This window comes from Mesorhizobium sp. M7A.F.Ca.US.002.01.1.1, assembly GCF_004022955.1.
GTDB classification, from domain to species: Bacteria; Pseudomonadota; Alphaproteobacteria; order Rhizobiales; family Rhizobiaceae; genus Mesorhizobium; species Mesorhizobium ciceri.
In genome coordinates, this window is the sequence record NZ_RZQE01000702.1 from 1 (window position 1) to 2,282 (window position 2,282).

Annotated in this window: 4 protein-coding genes; 3 read left to right on the forward strand and 1 reads right to left on the reverse strand. The window is 60.1% G+C overall.

What is annotated here, in order from left to right; translation table 11 throughout:
• The 3 genes from EN932_RS34310 to EN932_RS34320 form a co-directional block, all read left to right on the forward strand.
• Positions 1-321 (forward strand): NAD-binding protein (locus tag EN932_RS34310; RefSeq protein WP_164750111.1); only part of this gene is annotated, 321 nt, incomplete at its 5' end.
• Positions 322-330: 9 nt separating this feature from the next.
• Positions 331-1,035 (forward strand): DNA alkylation repair protein, encoded by a 705-nt coding sequence (locus tag EN932_RS34315; RefSeq protein ID WP_027161587.1) that lies wholly within the window; start codon positions 331-333, stop codon positions 1,033-1,035.
• A 124-nt stretch (positions 1,036-1,159) separates the two neighbouring features.
• Positions 1,160-1,729, forward strand: a complete 570-nt coding sequence (locus tag EN932_RS34320; RefSeq protein ID WP_127370188.1) for a DUF3299 domain-containing protein — start codon at positions 1,160-1,162, stop codon at positions 1,727-1,729.
• A 27-nt stretch (positions 1,730-1,756) separates the two neighbouring features.
• On the opposite strand, the gene EN932_RS34325 is transcribed toward EN932_RS34320, so the two are convergent.
• Positions 1,757-2,248: an Lrp/AsnC family transcriptional regulator gene (locus EN932_RS34325; RefSeq protein ID WP_006205209.1), complete on the reverse strand. Its 492-nt coding sequence runs from the start codon at positions 2,246-2,248 to the stop codon at positions 1,757-1,759.
• Between the last annotated feature and the right edge of the window lie 34 nt (positions 2,249-2,282).

A 2,282-nucleotide genomic window follows, 5' to 3' on the forward strand; every position in this document is an offset into this window, starting at 1 on the left:
GTCCAGGGCCTGGCCGAAGGCATCCATTTCGGCAAGAAGGCCGGGCTCGACATCGAGAAGGTGATCGAGGTGATTTCCAAGGGCGCCGCGGGCTCCTGGCAGATGGAGAACCGCCACAAGACGATGAACGCCGGCAAATATGATTTCGGCTTCGCCGTCGACTGGATGCGCAAGGATCTCGGCATCTGCCTGGCCGAGGCCGACCGCAATGGCGCCAGACTGCCGGTCACCGCACTCGTCGACCAGTTCTACAAGGATGTGCAGGCGATGGGCGGCAAGCGCTGGGACACGTCCTCGCTGCTCGCCCGTCTCGAAAAATAGGTCTCTGCCGTGGCAGAGCTCTCGCCTCAATCCAGTGCCGCGGAAATCGTCGCCCATCTTCGCGCCATCGGATCCGAGCAGAACCGCCTCGGCATGTTGCGCTACGGCATCAAGATCGACCGTGCACTTGGCATCTCGCACGGCATGCAGCGGCAGATCGCGCGGACGATCAAACGCAACCACGAGCGCGCCTTCGAGCTATGGGACAGCGGCATCATGGAGGCGCAGTTCATTGCCTCCGTCACGGCTGACCCGAAACGGTTTTCTGCTGAAGATGCAAGGCGATGGGCGGCTAGTTTCGACTCCTGGGACATCGTCGACGGCGTCTCGGATCTCTTTGTCGATACGGACGCCTGGAAAGAACTGATCGCCGAGTTCGCGGCCGACGAGCGGGAGTTCGTTCGGCGCACGGCCTTCGCCATGATGGCCTGGTCTGTCGTCCACCGGAAGCAGGAGCCAGGGGCGACCTTCCTCTCCTTCCTGCCGATCATCGAAACGCACGCGAACGACAGCCGCAATTTCGTGAAGAAAGCCGTGAACTGGGCGCTTCGGTCGATCGGTAAGCGATCGATGAACATGCACGGTGCCGCCCTGGCTGTCGCCGAACGACTGGCGCAGTCGGCCGACAAGACGGCGCGCTGGATCGGCAAGGACGCCGTAAGGGAGCTGACCAATGCCAAGACGCTCGCGCGGATCGCCGCCAGGAAAGGCTGACGGCGCGCGTTCCGCCATGTCAGTATCTCGCCGACATGTGAAGTGGCTGCCGACATGTGATGCGCCTCGAGCGTTGACATCTTTGGCAGCGGCGTCTTTACTTTAGGCTCAAAGGAAGCGGCCGATGAGCAATCCTCTAAAATCAACCCTGGCGCTCGCTGCCGCTTTGTTTGTGTCCGCTGCCGCCGATGCCTCGGCCGAGACTGCGCACATATTCTGGAAGGATCTGCGTCCGGCTACGCAATCCGCCGCCGAAAACGTCGGGCTGCCGATGATCGCGGCAAAATTGCCCGACCATGGCGAAACGCTGTCCGTCAATCTTCAGGACAAAAGCATTCAGCTAGCCGGCTACGCATTGCCGGTCGATCGCGACGGTGATCTTGTCTACCAGTTCCTGCTGGTACCCTGGACGGGTGCCTGCAGTCACATGCCGACGCCGCCGCCCAACCAGATTGTCCTGGTTACGCCGGCCCGTCCCTTCAAGATGTCCGAGGCCTATCAGCCTGTAGCGGTCACCGGCGCGCTGAAGCCGGACATGGAGAAGAACCAGCTGTTCATCCTCGACGGCGTCAGCATCATCCAGTCTGGCTACAGCGTGCGCAAGGCAGATGTGGTGAGCGTCGAGACCGTGCCGGATACGATCACTCTGCCGGTGAACTCACCCTGGAGTTTCCTCAACAAAAAGAAGAACTAAGCGGGATGACTTTATGTGACGTTCAGCTCAGGCAGCGTTGGCACCCGATTCCTTGTCCAGAACCATGTAGTCGAGCGGGATTTCGGTCGTGTACTTGATCTGCTCCATGGCGAAGGACGACGACACGTCACGAATTTCGATCTTGGCAATCAGCCGCTTGTAGAAGGCGTCATAGGCGGCGATGTCGGGCACCACGACGCGCAGGAGATAATCGACGTCGCCGCTCATGCGGTAGAACTCAACCACCTCGGGAAACTCCTGGATGACTTCCGAGAAACGCCGCAGCCATTCATGGCTATGCGAATTGGTGCGGATCGACACGAAGACGGTGACGCGCACATTGACCTTTTCATGGTCGAGAATGGCAACGCGCCGCTTGATGACGCCCTCTTCCTCGAGCTTCTGGATGCGTCTCCAGCAAGGCGTCGTCGACAGCCCGACTTTCTTGGCGACATCGGCGACCGCGAGTGTCGCGTCCTCCTGCAAGAGGCGGAGAATTTTTCTATCGAGGCGATCCATATCGTGCTCCCAAAGGAATAGAATGCCTATACTC